Origin of the sequence: Microcoleus sp. MOSTC5 (genome assembly GCF_036701825.1) — a bacterium.
Classification (GTDB): Bacteria; Cyanobacteriota; Cyanobacteriia; order Cyanobacteriales; family Microcoleaceae; genus Microcoleus; species Microcoleus asticus.
This window is the reverse complement of record NZ_JAUBRK010000009.1, coordinates 39,416-55,243: the sequence shown is the minus strand read 5'-3', so window position 1 is coordinate 55,243 and position 15,828 is coordinate 39,416. Positions and strand designations below refer to the sequence as shown.

General features: G+C 47.3%; 18 protein-coding genes. 12 read left to right on the top strand and 6 right to left on the bottom strand.

The window, feature by feature from the left end:
* The first annotated feature begins 124 nt into the window (after positions 1–124).
* The 3 genes from QUA54_RS06515 (at position 125) to QUA54_RS06505 (ending at position 4,134) form a co-directional block, all read left to right on the top strand.
* The gene (locus tag QUA54_RS06515; protein ID WP_333191122.1) at positions 125–2,602 is read left to right on the top strand and encodes an ATP-dependent Clp protease ATP-binding subunit; all 2,478 of its coding nucleotides are present in this window, start codon (positions 125–127) and stop codon (positions 2,600–2,602) included.
* A gap of 397 nt (positions 2,603–2,999) precedes the next feature.
* Positions 3,000–3,593 (top strand): signal peptidase I, encoded by a 594-nt coding sequence (gene lepB, locus QUA54_RS06510; RefSeq protein ID WP_333191123.1) that lies wholly within the window; start codon positions 3,000–3,002, stop codon positions 3,591–3,593.
* 217 nt (positions 3,594–3,810) lie between these two features.
* On the top strand, positions 3,811–4,134 hold the full coding sequence (locus QUA54_RS06505) for a DUF1825 family protein (RefSeq protein WP_333191124.1): 324 nt from the start codon (positions 3,811–3,813) through the stop codon (positions 4,132–4,134).
* A 113-nt stretch (positions 4,135–4,247) separates the two neighbouring features.
* On the opposite strand, the gene QUA54_RS06500 is transcribed toward QUA54_RS06505, so the two are convergent.
* A complete protein-coding gene (locus tag QUA54_RS06500) occupies positions 4,248–6,167 on the bottom strand; it encodes a transglycosylase domain-containing protein (RefSeq protein WP_333199487.1) in 1,920 nt (639 codons plus the stop codon).
* A 306-nt stretch (positions 6,168–6,473) separates the two neighbouring features.
* Here QUA54_RS06500 and tyrS point away from each other — a divergent pair, with 306 nt between their 5' ends.
* The 3 genes from tyrS to QUA54_RS06485 are packed head-to-tail and all read left to right on the top strand — an operon-like array spanning position 6,474 to position 9,093.
* A complete protein-coding gene (tyrS, locus tag QUA54_RS06495; RefSeq protein WP_333413956.1) occupies positions 6,474–7,706 on the top strand; it encodes a tyrosine--tRNA ligase in 1,233 nt (410 codons plus the stop codon).
* Positions 7,707–7,748: 42 nt separating this feature from the next.
* Positions 7,749–8,459: an orotidine-5'-phosphate decarboxylase gene (pyrF, locus tag QUA54_RS06490; protein ID WP_333413881.1), complete on the top strand. Its 711-nt coding sequence runs from the start codon at positions 7,749–7,751 to the stop codon at positions 8,457–8,459.
* 37 nt (positions 8,460–8,496) lie between these two features.
* The gene (locus QUA54_RS06485; RefSeq protein ID WP_333413880.1) at positions 8,497–9,093 is read left to right on the top strand and encodes a hypothetical protein; all 597 of its coding nucleotides are present in this window, start codon (positions 8,497–8,499) and stop codon (positions 9,091–9,093) included.
* Positions 9,094–9,357: 264 nt separating this feature from the next.
* Here the strand turns inward: QUA54_RS06485 and QUA54_RS06480 are convergent, their stop codons facing one another.
* Positions 9,358–10,035 (bottom strand): uracil-DNA glycosylase, encoded by a 678-nt coding sequence (locus tag QUA54_RS06480; RefSeq protein WP_333413879.1) that lies wholly within the window; start codon positions 10,033–10,035, stop codon positions 9,358–9,360.
* Between the two features lie 167 nt (positions 10,036–10,202).
* Here QUA54_RS06480 and QUA54_RS06475 point away from each other — a divergent pair, with 167 nt between their 5' ends.
* Positions 10,203–10,874, top strand: a complete 672-nt coding sequence (locus tag QUA54_RS06475) for a phosphoribosyltransferase family protein (protein WP_333413878.1) — start codon at positions 10,203–10,205, stop codon at positions 10,872–10,874.
* 42 nt (positions 10,875–10,916) lie between these two features.
* Entirely contained in the window at positions 10,917–11,207 is a 291-nt protein-coding gene (locus tag QUA54_RS06470; protein ID WP_333199497.1) for a hypothetical protein, read from the top strand.
* A 177-nt stretch (positions 11,208–11,384) separates the two neighbouring features.
* Here QUA54_RS06470 and QUA54_RS06465 read toward each other — a convergent pair whose 3' ends face one another.
* Both QUA54_RS06465 and QUA54_RS06460 read right to left on the bottom strand, forming a co-directional pair.
* On the bottom strand, positions 11,385–11,768 hold the full coding sequence (locus QUA54_RS06465) for a VOC family protein (protein WP_333413877.1): 384 nt from the start codon (positions 11,766–11,768) through the stop codon (positions 11,385–11,387).
* A 60-nt stretch (positions 11,769–11,828) separates the two neighbouring features.
* Positions 11,829–12,449 (bottom strand): histidine phosphatase family protein, encoded by a 621-nt coding sequence (locus QUA54_RS06460; protein ID WP_333413876.1) that lies wholly within the window; start codon positions 12,447–12,449, stop codon positions 11,829–11,831.
* Between the two features lie 55 nt (positions 12,450–12,504).
* Here QUA54_RS06460 and QUA54_RS06455 point away from each other — a divergent pair, with 55 nt between their 5' ends.
* Complete coding sequence (locus tag QUA54_RS06455; protein WP_333191133.1) at positions 12,505–12,972, top strand: hypothetical protein; 468 nt, start codon at positions 12,505–12,507, stop codon at positions 12,970–12,972.
* Between the two features lie 148 nt (positions 12,973–13,120).
* Here QUA54_RS06455 and QUA54_RS06450 read toward each other — a convergent pair whose 3' ends face one another.
* Positions 13,121–13,447, bottom strand: a complete 327-nt coding sequence (locus QUA54_RS06450) for a hypothetical protein (protein ID WP_333413875.1) — start codon at positions 13,445–13,447, stop codon at positions 13,121–13,123.
* Between the two features lie 74 nt (positions 13,448–13,521).
* Positions 13,522–13,821 carry a hypothetical protein gene (locus QUA54_RS06445; protein WP_333413874.1) on the bottom strand — a complete coding sequence of 100 codons (300 nt, stop codon included), beginning with the start codon at positions 13,819–13,821 and terminating at the stop codon, positions 13,522–13,524.
* A gap of 85 nt (positions 13,822–13,906) precedes the next feature.
* On the opposite strand from QUA54_RS06445, the gene QUA54_RS06440 reads away from it, so the two are divergent.
* The 3 genes from QUA54_RS06440 to QUA54_RS06430 all read left to right on the top strand — a co-directional run bounded on the left by QUA54_RS06440 (position 13,907) and on the right by QUA54_RS06430 (position 15,645).
* Complete coding sequence (locus QUA54_RS06440; protein ID WP_333255661.1) at positions 13,907–14,188, top strand: hypothetical protein; 282 nt, start codon at positions 13,907–13,909, stop codon at positions 14,186–14,188.
* A gap of 221 nt (positions 14,189–14,409) precedes the next feature.
* Entirely contained in the window at positions 14,410–15,237 is an 828-nt protein-coding gene (locus QUA54_RS06435; RefSeq protein WP_333164884.1) for a PHP domain-containing protein, read from the top strand.
* Between the two features lie 198 nt (positions 15,238–15,435).
* Positions 15,436–15,645, top strand: a complete 210-nt coding sequence (locus QUA54_RS06430; protein ID WP_172186973.1) for a CsbD family protein — start codon at positions 15,436–15,438, stop codon at positions 15,643–15,645.
* The last annotated feature ends 183 nt before the right edge of the window (positions 15,646–15,828 follow it).

Below are 15,828 nucleotides of genomic sequence, written 5' to 3'. Positions count from 1 at the left end.
TCACGCTAGAATAAGCAGTACGAGTAGGGACACGGCAATGCCCTGTCCCTACGAGAACACAAACGCTCGTTGTGCGAGCGTGACCTCGAAACGGGCACATAGCAGCAGGTGATGGGAATAAATCATGTTTGAACGCTTCACAGAAAAAGCAATAAAAGTAATCATGTTGGCCCAGGAAGAAGCTCGCCGCCTGGGTCACAACTTCGTAGGGACAGAACAGATCCTCCTGGGTCTGATCGGTGAAGGAACCGGGGTGGCAGCTAAAGTCCTCAAATCAATGGGGGTCAACCTCAAAGACGCTCGGATTGAGGTGGAAAAAATCATCGGCCGCGGTTCCGGCTTCGTAGCAGTAGAAATTCCGTTCACTCCCCGCGCCAAGCGGGTTCTAGAACTATCCCTAGAAGAAGCTCGCCAACTCGGACACAACTATATAGGTACCGAACACCTGCTGCTGGGCTTGATCCGCGAAGGTGAAGGAGTAGCGGCCAGAGTCTTAGAAAACCTGGGAGTAGACTTGTCGAAAGTCCGCACCCAAGTCATTCGGATGCTGGGAGAAACCGCAGAAGTCGCAGCCACTGGCGGAGGTGCCCGCACCAAAACCCCAACCCTCGATGAATTCGGTGCCAACCTCACTCAAATGGCGGTCGATGGCAAACTAGACCCAGTAGTCGGACGCCAAAAAGAAATCGAACGGGTAATTCAAATCCTCGGTCGGCGCACCAAAAATAACCCGGTGCTCATCGGCGAACCCGGAGTCGGCAAAACTGCGATCGCCGAAGGCCTGGCTCAGCGCATCGCTAACAACGACATCCCAGACATCCTGGAAGACAAGCGCGTCGTCACTCTCGACATCGGCCTCCTCGTCGCTGGTACCAAATACCGGGGCGAATTTGAAGAACGCCTCAAAAAAATCATGGACGAAATCCGCACAGCGGGTAACGTGATTTTGGTGATTGACGAAGTGCACACTTTGATCGGTGCAGGTGCGGCAGAAGGCGCGATCGACGCAGCGAACATCCTCAAGCCGGCTCTGGCAAGAGGCGAACTCCAATGTATCGGCGCTACCACCCTCGACGAGTACCGCAAGCACATCGAGCGCGATGCAGCCCTAGAGCGGCGCTTCCAGCCCGTCATGGTCGGCGAACCGACCGTTGACGAGACGATCGAGATTCTCTTCGGTCTGCGGGAACGCTACGAACAGCACCACAAGCTGAAAATTTTGGACACGGCCCTGGAAGCCGCAGCCAAACTTTCACATCGTTACATCTCCGATCGCTTCCTCCCAGACAAAGCAATTGACTTGGTAGACGAAGCTGGTTCCAGAGTTCGCCTGATCAACTCCCAACTGCCCCCGGCAGCCAAAGAACTTGACAAAGAACTGCGCCAAGTCCTCAAAGATAAAGACGAAGCGGTGCGTTCTCAAGACTTTGACAAAGCCGGCGAATTGCGCGATCGAGAAATGACGATCAAAGCCGAAATTCGCGCTATTTCCCAAGCCAAAAAAACCGACTCGGCCCGCACCGGCGAAACCGACCCGTCGCCAGTAGTCACCGAAGAAGACATTGCTCAAATCGTGGCAAGCTGGACGGGCGTCCCGGTCAACAAACTGACCGAATCCGAATCCGAAAAGCTGATGCACATGGAAGATACCTTGCACCAGCGCTTGATCGGTCAGGAAGAAGCAGTGAAAGCCGTTTCCCGCGCCATCCGCCGCGCTCGCGTCGGCTTGAAAAATCCCAACCGCCCGATCGCCAGTTTCATCTTCTCCGGGCCCACCGGCGTCGGCAAAACCGAACTCACCAAAGCCCTAGCCGGCTACTTCTTCGGTTCAGAAGACGCGATGATTCGGCTGGATATGTCGGAGTACATGGAACGTCACACCGTCTCCAAACTCATCGGTTCTCCTCCGGGCTACGTCGGCTACAACGAAGGCGGCCAACTCACAGAAGCAGTCCGCCGCCGTCCTTACACCGTCGTGCTGTTCGACGAAATCGAAAAAGCCCACCCCGATGTCTTCAATATGCTCCTGCAAATATTGGAAGACGGCCGCTTAACAGATGCCAAAGGTCGCACCGTGGACTTCAAAAACACGCTGCTGATTATGACTTCAAACATCGGTTCTAAGGTGATTGAAAAAGGCGGCGGCGGCCTCGGCTTCGAGTTCACTGAAAACCAAACCGATGCCAATTACAACCGCATTCGCTCCTTGGTTAACGAAGAACTCAAAAACTACTTCCGCCCCGAATTCCTCAACAGGCTCGACGAAATTATCGTCTTCCGCCAGTTGAACAGGGAAGAAGTCAAGGAAATCGCCGTCATTATGCTCAAAGAAGTGTTCGGCCGCTTGACAGAACAGGGAATCACCCTGGAAGTGACCGAAAAATTCAAAGAACGGCTGGTAGAAGAAGGCTACAACCCCAGCTACGGAGCCAGACCCCTGCGCCGCGCCATCATGCGGTTGTTGGAAGACAGTTTGGCTGAGGAAATCCTTTCTGGCCGCATCAAAGACGGCGACACCGCTGTTGTGGATGTGGGCGAGGACGGAATTGTTAAGGTGCTGCAAGGTCAAAAGCGGGAATTGCTGCCCCAAGGCGCTGAGTAAGATTGAGTAAGTGCGATCGCCAGTAAAGTTTGGAAATAACCAATCTCGGAGTCGCAAACAACTCAAAATCCTCACATAAAAAAGGTAGAGAATTTAAATTCTCTGCCTTTTTTATGAGTTAATATCAAGAGGAGACTTATTGCATAAATCTTTGATTGATAGGGAAACCGCAGATGCAACGCAGATGCCTTTCAAGATTGTTTGCAAAGGCATACTCTTCAAGTCTAGTAATTAACAGCGACATACTTCAACGGTAAGCTGTACTGCATTTAAATTGTATATTTTGGGCGGGTTCGCGTTCCCAGCCCGCTCATAGTTTGATTATTTCTTGAGATGCAATTTAAATGCGGATGAGCTTAATCAGATAATTAGTGGCAACTATATAGCGAGGACTTTCATGACATCTGAAAAAAATAATTTGGGTACAAAAGTAGCAGAAAATCCGCCGGAAACCTGGTGGCAGAAAGCGTGGAAGTCGCAGCGAGAAAATCTTCAGATAGTGATTATTGCTTTGAGTTTAGCAATAGTGATTCGAGCGTTGGTCGCCGAACCGCGCTACATACCCTCAGATTCTATGGTACCAACTCTGCACGTGGGCGATCGCGTCGTAGTCGAAAAAATCTCCTACTACCTCGAACCTCCAAAAACTGGCGACATCGTAGTATTTGCCCCTCCCGAAAAGTTGCAAGAACAAGGCTTTACCCAAGACCAAGCATTCATCAAGCGGATAATTGGCTTGCCGGGTCAAACCGTCGCTGTTAAAAAAGGTTTAGTTTATCTCAACGACAAACCCATCGTTGAAAAATATATTGCCGAACCTCCTAAATACCAGTGGGGGCCTTATCGCGTCCCAGAAAATGAATACTTTGTGATGGGAGACAACCGCAACAACAGCAACGATTCCAGCAGGTGGGGATTTTTACCTAAGCAAAATATCATCGGCCGCGCTGTACTGCGGTTTTGGCCTCTAGAACGCATCGGGGAAGTTTGAAGTCAGTTGACTGTTAACAGTTGACTGTTGACAGTTGACTGTTGTCATCGCAAGCCCGATGCCCGATGCCCGATGCCTCTCCTGTACGGAAATTTCTACTTATTCTTGTACCTTCAGGGGTAGGGACTTCCTCCGGCAACTGATAAAATAGTACAAAAAGCAGTGGGATTTCTCGCCTCGATCAAAATTAGTAGAATATTAAAAAATTAGGAAAGCTATGGGATTTTTTGATTCAGAAATTGTTCAGCAAGAAGCCAAGCTGTTGTTTGAAGATTATCAATCTCTTATCAAACTAGGTGGCAATTACGGCAAATTCGATCGCGAAGGCAAGAAAATGTTCATCGCTCAGATGGAAGCAATGATGGAGCGCTACCGTATTTTTATGAAGCGCTTCGAGCTGTCTGAGGACTTCATGGCTCAGATGACTGTTGAGCAGTTAAAAACACAGCTCAATCAATTTGGCATCACGCCCCAGCAGATGTTTGAGCAAATGAACTCAACGCTGGAGCGGATGAAATCTGAGCTGGAAAAACAATCCTAGTGAGCAGAAGGAAGAAGGAAGAAGGAAGAAGGAAGAAGGAAGAAGGAAGAAGGAAGAAAAAGAAAGTATTCCCAATGCCCAATGCCCAATTCCCAATGCCCAATGACTGATAATTAAGGCCGCTCAAAAGATGAAGCAGGTTTGAAACTTTCTGCGGGAACGCCTTCCAAAGCTTGGCTCATAAAATCGCGCCAAACAGGGGCGACAATAGTACCGCCAGTAGCACCGTAGCTCATCGGTCTGTAATTGTCGTTGCCCATCCAAACAGCCACCGACAACTGCGGCACGTAACCCACAAACCAGATATCCCGTTCTGAGGAAGTTGTACCAGTTTTCCCAGCAGCCGGCCGCCCAAGTTGAGCCGCTCTTGCCGTTCCGTTGTTAATTACCCCTTGCAGAGCGCTGTTGACAGATGCCGCCGCCCAGGAATTGAGAACTAATTTGGGTTTGGGCGTATTGTCGAGCAAGACGTTGCCGCTGCTGTCAGTGACTTGCACGATAAACGTGGTGTCAGAATGCCAGCCGTTGTTGGCGAAGGTAGCAAAAGCTCCGGCCATTTCTAAAGGAGTCAGGTCAACCGCACCCAAGGGTAAAGAAATTACCGGTTCCATCGGACTTCTGATGCCGAGCACCCGGCAAATCTCAATCACTTTATTCAATCCGACTTCTTGCCCCAGCTTGACCGCGGGAATGTTGAGAGATACTTCCAAAGCTCTGCGGATGCTGACGGCACCGGAGAACCCGCCGCCGTAGTTTTGAGGGTAGTAGTAGCCGTCGCCGTCGCGGTAGCCGACAGGGGAGTCGTAGACAACTGAATCGGGGCTGTATTTGCCGCTAGCAAAGGCAGCGTAGTAGATAAAAGGCTTAAAAGAAGATCCGGGCTGGCGGCGTGCTTGAATGGCGCGGTTGAACTGACTCTTTTCGTAATCGACACCGCCCACCATTGCTTTGACGAAGTGGGTGCGGGGATCGACGGCGGCTAGGGCAATTTGACCTTCCTCGCGATCGTAAAACAGCCCTTGGTAGTAAAGCCGATTGTGCCACGCTTTTACGGTCTCTTCGGCTATGCGCTGCATTTTGAGGTCGATCGTGGTTTGAACGCGCATTCCTCCCTTAACCACGGCATCTCGCCCGAAACGCCTAGTCAGTTCCTGGACTACGGCTTGTGTTACGTAAGGAACTTGAGAGCCACCAAAAGAGGTAATTTTGCCTAGCTTAATTTTTTCCTGGCGGGCAGCAGTCTCTTGGGCCGGCGTAATCCATTTAAGATCCTTCATGCGGCTTAAAACGGTTGTTTGCCGCTCTTTTGCCAACTTGTAATTGACGAAAGGACTGTATTCTTCGGGGGCAGAAATTAAGCCGGCCAGCATCGCTGCTTCTGAAAGAGTCAAATTACTTGCTGACTTGTTGAAATAGCTTCGAGAGGCTGTCTCCACGCCGTACAAGTTGTGACCTAAGTAGATTTGATTCAGGTATAGTTGCAGAATTTGGTCTTTGTTGAGAATTTGCTCCAAGCGGATAGACATTACCGCTTCAGCTACCTTGCGACTAAATTTTGACTGGGGAGAAAGAAACAGGTTCTTGACTAGCTGCATAGTCATAGTCGAGCCGCCTTCAACGGTTCTACCTTTCTCTAGGTTGACTATGAGAGCTCGGGCTATCCCGCCGGGGTTGATACCTTTGTGGGTGAAGAAGTTGCTATCTTCGATCGCCAGAACAGCTCGTTTCAGGTTCGGGGAGATTTGGTCAAGGGGTACGACATCCCGGTTGGCTTCGTCGTGGATGCTGGCTAGGGGCTTGCCGTTGATGTCGTAAATGTGGGTAGTTTCTGTAGGAGAGTAGGTTTGCAAGATCCGAACATCTGGCAAATTGCGGAAGCTGATCGCTAAGCCAACCAGTCCGCCAGCGACTACGGAACTGGCAAGCATTGTCATGCTGAGTATGGTTCCGGCGGTCACTTTACTGACTGACTGAACAAACTCGAATACGGGGGCTGAGTTTTCCGTGTTTTTGCGGACTGCGTTGGTTGACACGTGGATTTCACTTCCTCACTCGATTTGGGGTTTAAGACTTTTAATTTTAGATGCGAACCCTAGAGACAGTCAGTCGATTTTAGATTTTAGATTTTAGATTTTAGATTTATTCCACAGATGAATCTGGGAGTTTGAACAAGAGTCTAAAATTTGGGGATCTCCACGACTGTTGTCGGGGCTGGTATCCGTTTTTGGGCGGGGTCAGCTAATGAAAGCCGATCAGCTTTGGGATTATAGTAGCTTGATAGTTATGTTTTTATGCGTCAACCAGTGAGTGTAACTAATTCTGCTGCACTTTGGCAAAATATGATGGACGATCGCTCCCCGATGATAACTCCTAACCTTTCAGCGCTTTACCGCGGCGTCAGTGAGATTTTTCCAGATCGACCTGATTCTAGCAACCCTGACGAAAATTTAGCCCAACTGCTGGCAAAAGTCGATCGACCCTTGCGCGTCAAACTGGGAATTGATCCGACAGGGAGTGACATTCACTTGGGACACAGCATTTGCGTCCGCAAGCTGCGAGCTTTTCAGGATGCTGGTCACACAGCCGTACTGCTGATCGGAGATTTTACCGCAAGAATTGGCGATCCGACCGGGAAGTCGGAGATGCGCAGCCAGTTGACGGCCGAACAAGTGGCGGAAAATGCCAAGACTTATTTAGACCAAGTGCGTCCGATTCTAGATTTTGACACGCCCGGACGTTTGGAAATTCGCTACAACTCCGAGTGGTTGTCGAAATTGGACTTAGCGAAGATTTTGGAACTGCTGGGGACGATGACGGTGCAGCAGATGCTCGCTAAAGAGGGATTTGATAACAGGATGCAGCAGGAAAATGCAATTTATCTGCATGAGTTTCTGTATCCACTAATGCAGGGTTACGATTCGGTGGCTTTGGAAGCGGATGTTGAATTGGGGGGAACCGACCAAAAGTTTAATATTGCGGTGGGGAGAGATTTGCAGCGACATTTTGGGATGAAACCGCAGTTTGGTTTGCTGATGCCGATTTTGATCGGGACTGACGGCGTACAGAAGATGTCGAAATCCTTGGGCAATTATGTGGGTTTGTCGGAAGACCCGCTGACGATGTATTCTAAGTTGGAGAAAATTGCTGATAGTTCGATCGCCCAGTATTTTGAACTATTGACAGATTTGCCACTTGATGAATTGCCAGAAAATCCGCGAGAAAAACAGAAACTTTTGGCTGTGGATGTGGTGCGCCAGTATCGCGGGAAAGAAGCGGCCGATCGCGCACAACAAGATGCAATTGCGCTGGTTAAAGGTGCTGCGGGACAAGCTGATGCTGTGGCGGAGTTTTCTTTGGCAAACGTCCAGTTTCCGGCTAAGTTGTTTTATATTCTGAGTGCTAGCGGGCTTTGTAAAAGCAGCGGTGATGCGCGGAAGTTGATGCAGGGCGGTGGGGTGAAGCTGGAGGGCGATCGGGTTTCTGATGTTAATCTTACTTTTGAATCACCTGCTGATTTAGGCGGTAAGGTTTTGCAGGTTGGGAAGAATAAGTTTGTGCGATTGGTGTCTTGAATCTCTTTTTTAACCCCAGATGAATACTGAAGATGAACGCTGATGAACGCTGATAATCGAATTATTGTTGCTTTGGATGTTTCGAGTCAAGAAGAGGCGATCGCACTTCTGGACAAACTGCCGCAAGTATCTTTCTGGAAAGTCGGTTTGGAACTGTTTGTGAGTTCCGGGCCGGGGATTTTGGAAATTTTAAAACAGCGGGAAAAGCGGATTTTTCTCGATTTGAAGTTTCACGATATCCCGAATACTGTGGCTGGTGCTTGTCGGGCTGCTGCTAAGTACAATGTGGATTTATTGACTATCCATTCTACTTGTGGTAAAGATGCTTTAAAAGCGGCACAGTTGGCTTTGACTGAAGGGGCAGCGGCTGTGGATAAACCGAGTCCTAAGTTGATTGCAATTACTCTGTTGACGAGTTTGAATTCGCGACAGTTGGCTTTTGAGTTGAAAATACCTTTGGAGTTGCCGGAATATGCTTTGCACATGGCATTGTTGGCTAAGGAAACGGGTTTAGCTGGGGCTGTTTGTTCTCCGCAAGAAGTGGAACAGTTAAGAATGAGTTGCGGGGATGATTTTGTGTTAGTTTGTCCCGGTGTGCGTCCGAAATGGGCCGATGGGGGCGATCAAAGGCGATCGATGACTCCGAAGGCTGCTTTGAAAGCTGGTGCGGATTATCTGGTGATTGGGCGGCCGATTACTGCTTCGGACGATCCGGTGGCGGCTTTTGGGCGTATTTGTGAAGAGTTGGAGTAACAATAGGAATGTTGTTTTTTACCGCCGATAAACGCCGATGAACGCCGATGGAATTTTATCTGCGTTCATGTGTGTTTATCTGCTGATATCTGCGGTTGCAACTCCGACTGTGGCAGTTAATTTTGTGAAAACTCATGCTAACAGTATAAATGCCAGTCGGTATGGTTTGTTAGTGCGATCGCCCTGTCCCGCTGATTTAGAAACTTTGGTCGATCGCCTCTTGCAAGATTTGCCGAGTTATGCTAATCGCGTAATTGTGCGATCGCACTTTTCTCCTAACACTAACACACCGTCCGGTTACGCGCTGCCTCAAATAATTTTAGCCGGTCGCCCGGAGTTTGAACCGTTACCTTTAAATTCTGGGGATGCACTCCCTGAAAATGCCAGTCAAGTTTTCATTACGACTTTGGAACGGCAGTATCGCGGGGGAGAACGAGTCGAAATTCAGCAATATCATTGGTTATTTTTCACTAAAACGGAGAACGGATGGGAGTTGGCAAAAATCGTTTCTCGGTTTGGTACTGCGGCGGATATTCGTCCTTTATTAGGCCAAGATAGTGAAAGCGAAATTGCTCAGGCTATTCGTTTGTGGTTGCGCGATTGTCAGGCAAAAAATAAGTTGTCCCGCAACTAAATTGTATTTTTGGGCGGGCGAGACGCCCACCCCACAAGAAATAATTGTGATTGTGGAACAGGCATCTTGCCTGTTCAAAACAAAGGTGTAATAAAATTTAGTCTTTGTGTGTGGAACAGGCATCTTGCCTGTTCAGAACAAAGGTGTAAGAAAATTCACGAATTTTAGGTTGAGTGGGGGCTGGTTTTTGTAGATTGTGGGTGGGAATTGGAGATTTTTGGTGAACACGCCCTACAAAGCAACCACAAAAATTCATTACAATGGCTATTTTAATTCATCCAATTTAGCCTTGATAGCCTGCATATCTTGCCACATAAACCATTTCGGAGTTTCCGGTTCGCGGGAGGGATTTCGCAACAAGTATGATGGGTGAAATATCGGCATACACAAACGATTTTCCCATTCAATCCATTGACCTCTGATTTTACTAATTGGTCGCTTGTCGCTTAGCAAACCTTTCAGGGCTGTTGCACCAGTTAATAAAATAATTTTCTGGTCTAAGATGCGAATTTGTTCGAGCAAGTAAGGTTTGCAAGCTTCGATTTCTTTTGCTGTCGGAGGGCGGTTGTTGGGAGGGCGACATTTGATGACGTTGGCAATGAATACGTCGGTTTCTGCACTCAATCCCACGGATTCTAAAATCTTATCTAACAGTTGGCCCGATCGCCCGACGAAGGGCAATCCGGTTTCGTCTTCGTTTTGTCCGGGCGCTTCTCCCACAATCAAAATTGAGGCTTGAGGATTGCCGCGCCCGATGACAGCGTGAGTGCGGGTATTGCCTAATTCGCAGCGGTGACAGCGGTTGCAGTGCTCGCCGATTTGTTCCATATTTTGATAAGTGCCGGGAGGAATGGGAATTTTGGCATTTGCTGGTATTGAGTCAGTTTGGAAAGTGGCACTTTGATTGTTGTCAAAAAGGCTCAGTTGCAAGTCGCTGGACATAAATTTTACAATTAGGGAGATTTTTTTGAGTCTAGAGTTTATAGTTTAGATCGGGTTTGGTGATTTGAGATTGGCTAGAAGCTTGTATGCGATGCTGTCGATCGCACAATCTCAAATTAATACTCGCAAGTCTCACATTATTTCGTTGAGCTCGTACAGGCAAAAATATGTTCTCTAACCCGTTTTTTGACGATCGCGCCGATGCAGGCGAAAAACTGGCCGAGGCAGTTCTGGGCGAGCTCGGCAAGTTGAATTTAACGGCACAGGAGGCTGTAAAACCGATTGTTTACGCCTTGCCGCGCGGAGGTTTGCCAGTTGCTGTGCCGATTGCGCGCCGCTTGGGCTGTCCTTTGGATGTGGTTGTCGCCAAGAAAATTACTCGCCCAGATAATTTAGAATTGGCGATCGGGGCTGCAACTGCTGACGGCCACGTTCTCTGGCAAAAGCAAAAGCAGCACAATTTGCGCTTGCAAAAATTAGCACTGCCCGTGGCTCAAAATAATGCTCAATCTCTGCTGACGGATTTATCTGCAGGACGCCCCAATGTCAGCGCGACAGGGGCTTTGGCGATTGTGGTGGACGATGGCATTGCTACGGGGATGACGATGGCTGTGGCGGCGCTGGCTTTGCAGTCGCAGCAACCTGCGGCTTTGTGGATTTGTGCGCCTGTCGCCCCGGTAGAATTGATGGGATTTTTGGCCGAAATGGGCGATAAGTCGATTATTTTGGAAACCCCAGACCCTTTTTACAGTGTCAGTCGCTTTTACGGGCAATTTCCGCAGGTTGAGACGGCGGAGGCTTTAAAGTGTTTGCAGCAACAAACTGAGTGGCGATCGTAGGTTAAGCTAGAAGGCAAAATCCAAAAGCTCGATCGCTAAAAAATGAGACCTTGGCAATATTGGTTGGACACTTTGATTCTGTCTACTCAGCACGATCCGCCTCGCTTTGTTGAGTTGGTGATGTTGACTTTGGCGATGATTTTGCTTGTGCTGTGGAGTGTAACATTGGAGTGGCAGTATTTAACGCTGTCTTTGAGTTATATAATTGGTTCGTCTTTTTCAATTCTGGTGCGGGAATCCATGGGCCCGCGGCCTCAATTTCAACTAACTCATCTGACAGCCTTGTTGTTATTAATAATCAGTTTTTATAGTTTTGCTGAACTGATTAGATAGTTAAGGCAGTTTTGATTTGTAGAGGCAGGTTTGACAATCTCATTGCGAAGGTCGTGAAGCAATTGTATAACTTATATAGCAATCCTCAGCGGGTTGTGAACTAGATGTTTTTTTGAACTAACCGCGAAGACGCGAAGGACGCGAAGAGAAGATCGAGAGTTCACCAATAATTAGCCATCATCCTACATTCTCATGGAATTGATGTAGAATTATGCGGTTGCCGGCGGGATCGAAGGCATAGATTTCTAAACCGTGAGAAGTTTTGATAATTTCTCCGGCGGGCGGATAACCTAAAGCCCAAATTCGGGCGATCGCAGTTTCGATATCGCTAACTTCCAAACACAAACTCATGCCTGTTTTGGCTCGATTTGTAAATTCCGATTTGTGGGAATCTTTGGGTTTGAATATGCCGAGTCTTAAGCCTGGGAGTTGAAATTCAGCATAAGTATTGGGAATGTAGGGGTTTGGTTCTATGTCGAGAAATTTTGTGTAAAATTTCACAAGAACTTCTTTATCAAGGTCTGCTAAAGTCACTAGGGCGGCGCTGTATTGGAAACTCATATAAATTGGTAATAGGTAATTAGCAATCGGTAATCAGTAATATTATAACTTTCTATCTCTTTAAAATCCTCCAATTCGTCCGACTATTTGGATTTTACCTTGTCGAGATCCTTTGAGAATCACAGCTTCGCCGCTTTGCGGAACAATATCAGTAATCGCGGTAATATTTACTTGATGAGTTACCAGAATAATCGCGCCTTTAGTGTTGCGGTTGTCAAGAATCAACTTGCGGAGTGTTGCTGTTTGTCTGGCTTCTTTGCTGCTGTCGCTAAAGAACGAGTTCAGTGCTGGGAACGGTTCGACTTTGCCTAAATTTGTCAGTTTTGCTGTTTCCAAACACCTACACCACTGACTCGATAAAACTCTGGCAACTTTGATGTTGCGATTGCGAAATTCGGCTCCAATTTGCTTGGCTTGGGTTCTTCCTTGTGCTGATAAATTGCGCTGGGTGGAACAGTCGCCTAACTTAAAGTTAGCAGGATCTCCCGTACCAGGGGCGATCGCGTGTCGCATTGCTACCACCAGCCCCGTCTCGCCCCGCTGCAACAATTGCCACCCTGCTTGAGTTTGCGCGTTGGTTGCTGCGTCAGAAGTTGCAGTTGCAGTAATTAAGCCGATCGACAATACTAAAGCTAGCAAACCGAAAAAGCCTTTCCACTTGAGGTAAATCCGCGCCGCCATTGTTCAAGAAGTTAGAAATTATCTTATCATATTAAGATACAACAAATATTGCTCTATGGAACTCACCAATTTTATTGCTCTGTCTGTCATTGTTGCCCTCGTGCTGGGGATTGGGTTTGGAACAATGACTTGGGCTTATTTCGGCAAGGGCAGCATTTCTGTACTCTTTAAAGAACCCATTTTAACTTACCCAGAATTTCCAGATACCGACAGCGGTAGTAAAGCTTCCGTTTATTTTCAACAAGGAATTGAGGCTTATCAGTCGGGAAATTACCGCAAAGCCAAAGATAAATTTACCAGCGCTGTAGAACAAGTTTCAACCTTGGCAGAAGCTTACCACAATCGCGGCTTGGCTTTTGCGAATTTGCGATCGGATGACGAGGCTGTTGCCGATTTGCTCCGTGCCAGCGAATTATACCAACAGCAGGGGACTGGATTTGCGATCGACACGATTAAACAAAATCTTGCCGCCTTGAAGCAGCGCAAATTAGAACGAGAAAAACAAAAAGCAGTAGCGACATAAATTATTAGTTTTAGCCCGTATAGCTCAACCTAAACCTGGAGTTGTGAGCGAAAAAACCCGGTTTCTTTAATGCCTTTCGGAGAAACCGGGTCTGTTTACACAAATTTTATTAAAGTTAAAAATCAAGATTTAACATTCTCCCGATGGACTAAATTTTTCTAGCATCTTCTATTTTGTCGATTTTAGAAATCATCATTTCTCGGCTAGATGCGACAACTCGATAATTAGTAATGGGATCGTAAGCTTCCCATTCTTGAGTTACTTCGCTGTCTTGCCACAAAAACCATTCCCGATAAATTTCGCCGTCATCAATGTCGCCGCACAATGGAAGCCAATCATCTCCTCCCAAGCTATCAAAATCTCCTCCTACTAAGTCAATCCAAGCTGCAAGGATACAAGAATCAATAGCATTATTATTAACAGTGACTGCGTTAGAGTGAAGAGAAGTTTCGGGAAAACAAAGTGTGGATTTCATAAGCTGTACCTGAATGTTATGTTATTAATTTATAAAAAATTCCTCAACGGCAGTGAAAGCAGAATGCCGCTATCTCAACCTCCACAGTTCCCACCTGGAAACACCTTGACAACCAAAGCGCTCAAATGCTTCTGCTGTATGACTTGATAGCGCTTTGACTCAAGTCGCGACAGAGGCGAAATTGAGCCACTTTGCCAAGTGGCATAGAAGAAAGCCCGATCGACAGATATTGCTGGCGAAGGATCTCGCGCCTTGAGGAGCAAAGACAGCGCGACTGCCAATTGTATACTTGGTAAGTTGGCGAGTTTCAGTACAGTTTTTGTGATAAAATTAGTAGCAAGCGAACTTTCATACCGACAGCCCGGTTTGGTCAAAAGCTTTCCAACGGTGGTGCGATCGCCAGTTTTGATTTATTGTTAATTTTGCGAAGTCCCGATCGACTGTTAGGGAAAAAAAATTATGCAAGCAACCAACCAAGAAAGAATTATCGATCTGACAATCCACTATACCAATGGCAAACAGCAACACTTCCAGTTCATTGCGCCAGAGGGAACAGTAGGAGAGCAAGCAACTTTAGGCACTCGCCTGCACAAAATGTTGACCGCAGACCCGATAATTCTCGAATTGGCAGATAAACTGGTAGTTATCCCAGTTCACAACATACAAAGTATTGAAATATCGCCGATTCCTTCCAAATTGCCAGAGGGTGTCCTTCACCCAATGCGAGAAATCAAGATATAGCTAAGGTGTTCTGCATCTAAATTCAACTGAAAAGGCGGGCAAGATGCCCACTCCACGCCAGCTTTTAATAAACATAAATGTCCCAATTAAAGGCGCGACAACTTATTACAGCTAACAGATTAAAATTACCCAAAAACTTGTCGATCGCAGGGACGGTATATGTCGCGTGAGTGAGGGGAATAATTGCAGATTTCGCAGACTTTGACTTATTACCAGAAAAAATGCTAGAACTCCACTGTCACACTACTTATTCCGACGGCACTCTCACCCCTGCGGAACTCGTAGCCGCCGCCGCGTCTTCGGGGGTTCGCGCTTTGGCCGTCACAGATCACGATACGATGTCGGGTTGGGATGAAGCCTTCGCCGCTGCTGCTTTGCACGGTATCGAAATAGTCCCCGGACTCGAACTAAGTACAGTTCACAACGGCCGATCGCTGCACATTTTAGGTTTTTATCCCGATGCGAATAAGTTGCGAGTTCCTTTGAACGATCGCCTGGAAGGAAGGTTTCGCCGATCGCAGGAAATGGTCGAAAAATTAGCAGCAATGGGATACGCGATCGAACTGCCAAAAACCTCTCCAGGTATGGCACCGGGACGGCCTCACATTGCCTCTGCACTTGTAAAAGCCGGTCACGCCAAATCATCGCGGGAAGCATTCGATCGCTGGCTGGGAGATGACGGCCCGGCCTATGTTCATTATGAGAAATTCTCGATCGTCGAAGGCATTGATTTATTGCGAAGTTGCGGTGCAGTACCAGTTTGGGCTCACCCTTATTTATTTCGCGGCGGCGCTGTTGAGGAAGTCTTAAAAGAATTAGTAGATGCTGGTTTAATGGGAGTTGAAGTATACCATCCCAGCCACAGTTCTAGCCAAATCCAAAAGTTGAAAGATTTGTGTCTTCATTACGGTTTGCTGGCAACTGGTGGCAGCGATTATCACGGCCCCGATCCTGAAAGGAAAGCAGCAGATAGCACTCAATTGAATATGCTGCATTTGCCGTTAGAATTGCTCGAACCGATTAAAGTTGCTGCGGCGAGTTTGAAATAGTTTTTTAGGACGAATTTTGCGGATGTATACAGTTGTCAAAAAAAAATCCTTGGCTTTTTGAGTGACGATTTTGCCGGAAGTAAATCATCAGGAGAAGACCGAGGTCAAGCAGAATATAAATTAATATGAAGTTAAAGGCAATTGCAGGCGAGTTGATTTTACAATGTTACTAAAGCAACTTGCCAAACGGAGCTTATTATGAGTGCAGAAGACAGAGCGAAGGCGATCGGCAAAAATTTAGAAGGCAAAGCTCAGGAAATTTTCGGCAACATCACGGGCAACAAAAAAGACCAGGTTGAAGGCAAAGCCAAACAAGCGGAAGCCTCCGCCCGCCACGCAGCAGAAGATGCTAAAGATGCTGTGAAAAATCTGACAGATAAAGCCAAAAGGTCGATCGACAAATTGTAGAAACCGCGCTATACCAAATCCGGGCTAATAGAATTCGCTTCATATCAAATCCTGTGTCATCAATTGGGTTTGATATGATTTATTTTTGGAATGTGCAGAAAACTTGGTGACTCCTGCGATATCCCTTCAAAACTTACCTTAATGCAAACTTACAACCGTGATTAAAGACAACCCTATTAAAGT

What these genes read in the sequence shown, in the direction of transcription:
- QUA54_RS06515 (WP_333191122.1), top strand. Translation starts at nt 125, where the DNA reads ATGTTTGAACGCTTCACAGAAAAAGCAATAAAAGTAATCATGTTGGCC.
- lepB (WP_333191123.1), top strand. Translation starts at nt 3,000, where the DNA reads ATGACATCTGAAAAAAATAATTTGGGTACAAAAGTAGCAGAAAATCCG.
- tyrS (WP_333413956.1), top strand. Translation starts at nt 6,474, where the DNA reads ATGATGGACGATCGCTCCCCGATGATAACTCCTAACCTTTCAGCGCTT.
- QUA54_RS06485 (WP_333413880.1), top strand. Translation starts at nt 8,497, where the DNA reads ATGAACGCCGATGGAATTTTATCTGCGTTCATGTGTGTTTATCTGCTG.
- QUA54_RS06440 (WP_333255661.1), top strand. Translation starts at nt 13,907, where the DNA reads ATGCAAGCAACCAACCAAGAAAGAATTATCGATCTGACAATCCACTAT.
- QUA54_RS06430 (WP_172186973.1), top strand. Translation starts at nt 15,436, where the DNA reads ATGAGTGCAGAAGACAGAGCGAAGGCGATCGGCAAAAATTTAGAAGGC.
- QUA54_RS06480 (WP_333413879.1), bottom strand. Translation starts at nt 10,035, where the DNA reads ATGTCCAGCGACTTGCAACTGAGCCTTTTTGACAACAATCAAAGTGCC.
- QUA54_RS06460 (WP_333413876.1), bottom strand. Translation starts at nt 12,449, where the DNA reads ATGGCGGCGCGGATTTACCTCAAGTGGAAAGGCTTTTTCGGTTTGCTA.
- QUA54_RS06450 (WP_333413875.1), bottom strand. Translation starts at nt 13,447, where the DNA reads ATGAAATCCACACTTTGTTTTCCCGAAACTTCTCTTCACTCTAACGCA.
- QUA54_RS06475 (WP_333413878.1), top strand. Translation starts at nt 10,203, where the DNA reads ATGTTCTCTAACCCGTTTTTTGACGATCGCGCCGATGCAGGCGAAAAA.
- QUA54_RS06435 (WP_333164884.1), top strand. Translation starts at nt 14,410, where the DNA reads ATGCTAGAACTCCACTGTCACACTACTTATTCCGACGGCACTCTCACC.
- pyrF (WP_333413881.1), top strand. Translation starts at nt 7,749, where the DNA reads ATGAACGCTGATAATCGAATTATTGTTGCTTTGGATGTTTCGAGTCAA.
- QUA54_RS06465 (WP_333413877.1), bottom strand. Translation starts at nt 11,768, where the DNA reads ATGAGTTTCCAATACAGCGCCGCCCTAGTGACTTTAGCAGACCTTGAT.
- QUA54_RS06470 (WP_333199497.1), top strand. Translation starts at nt 10,917, where the DNA reads ATGAGACCTTGGCAATATTGGTTGGACACTTTGATTCTGTCTACTCAG.
- QUA54_RS06455 (WP_333191133.1), top strand. Translation starts at nt 12,505, where the DNA reads ATGGAACTCACCAATTTTATTGCTCTGTCTGTCATTGTTGCCCTCGTG.
- QUA54_RS06505 (WP_333191124.1), top strand. Translation starts at nt 3,811, where the DNA reads ATGGGATTTTTTGATTCAGAAATTGTTCAGCAAGAAGCCAAGCTGTTG.